Annotated in this window: 1 protein-coding gene; it reads left to right on the forward strand. The window is 41.2% G+C overall.

Annotation, left to right across the window (positions count from 1 at the left end; all coding sequences use genetic code 11):
- On the forward strand, positions 1–245 hold a 245-nt coding region (locus AAEZ02_RS23260), incomplete at both ends, for an FAD-binding domain-containing protein (protein ID WP_351125563.1).

A 245-nucleotide genomic window follows, 5' to 3' on the forward strand; every position in this document is an offset into this window, starting at 1 on the left:
CTTATGAAGCGCGCCATGGAGCAAACGAGTCAACTTACTGGATCAAGTTTGAATTGCTCTGGCGTGAGTATTTTAAGTGGCATGCAATTAATGTTAAGCATCAGTTATTTACCTTTAAAGGTAAGAAACAAAGCTCGCCACTTACCACGTTTAGCCCGAATCGTTTTGCTAAATGGTGCCAAGGCAGTACACCTTACCCGTTAGTTAATGCCATTATGAAAGAGCTAAACGCAACAGGCTTTATT

It is taken from the genome of Shewanella sp. T24-MNA-CIBAN-0130 (assembly GCF_040310185.1).
Taxonomy (GTDB): domain Bacteria; phylum Pseudomonadota; class Gammaproteobacteria; order Enterobacterales; family Shewanellaceae; genus Shewanella; species Shewanella psychromarinicola.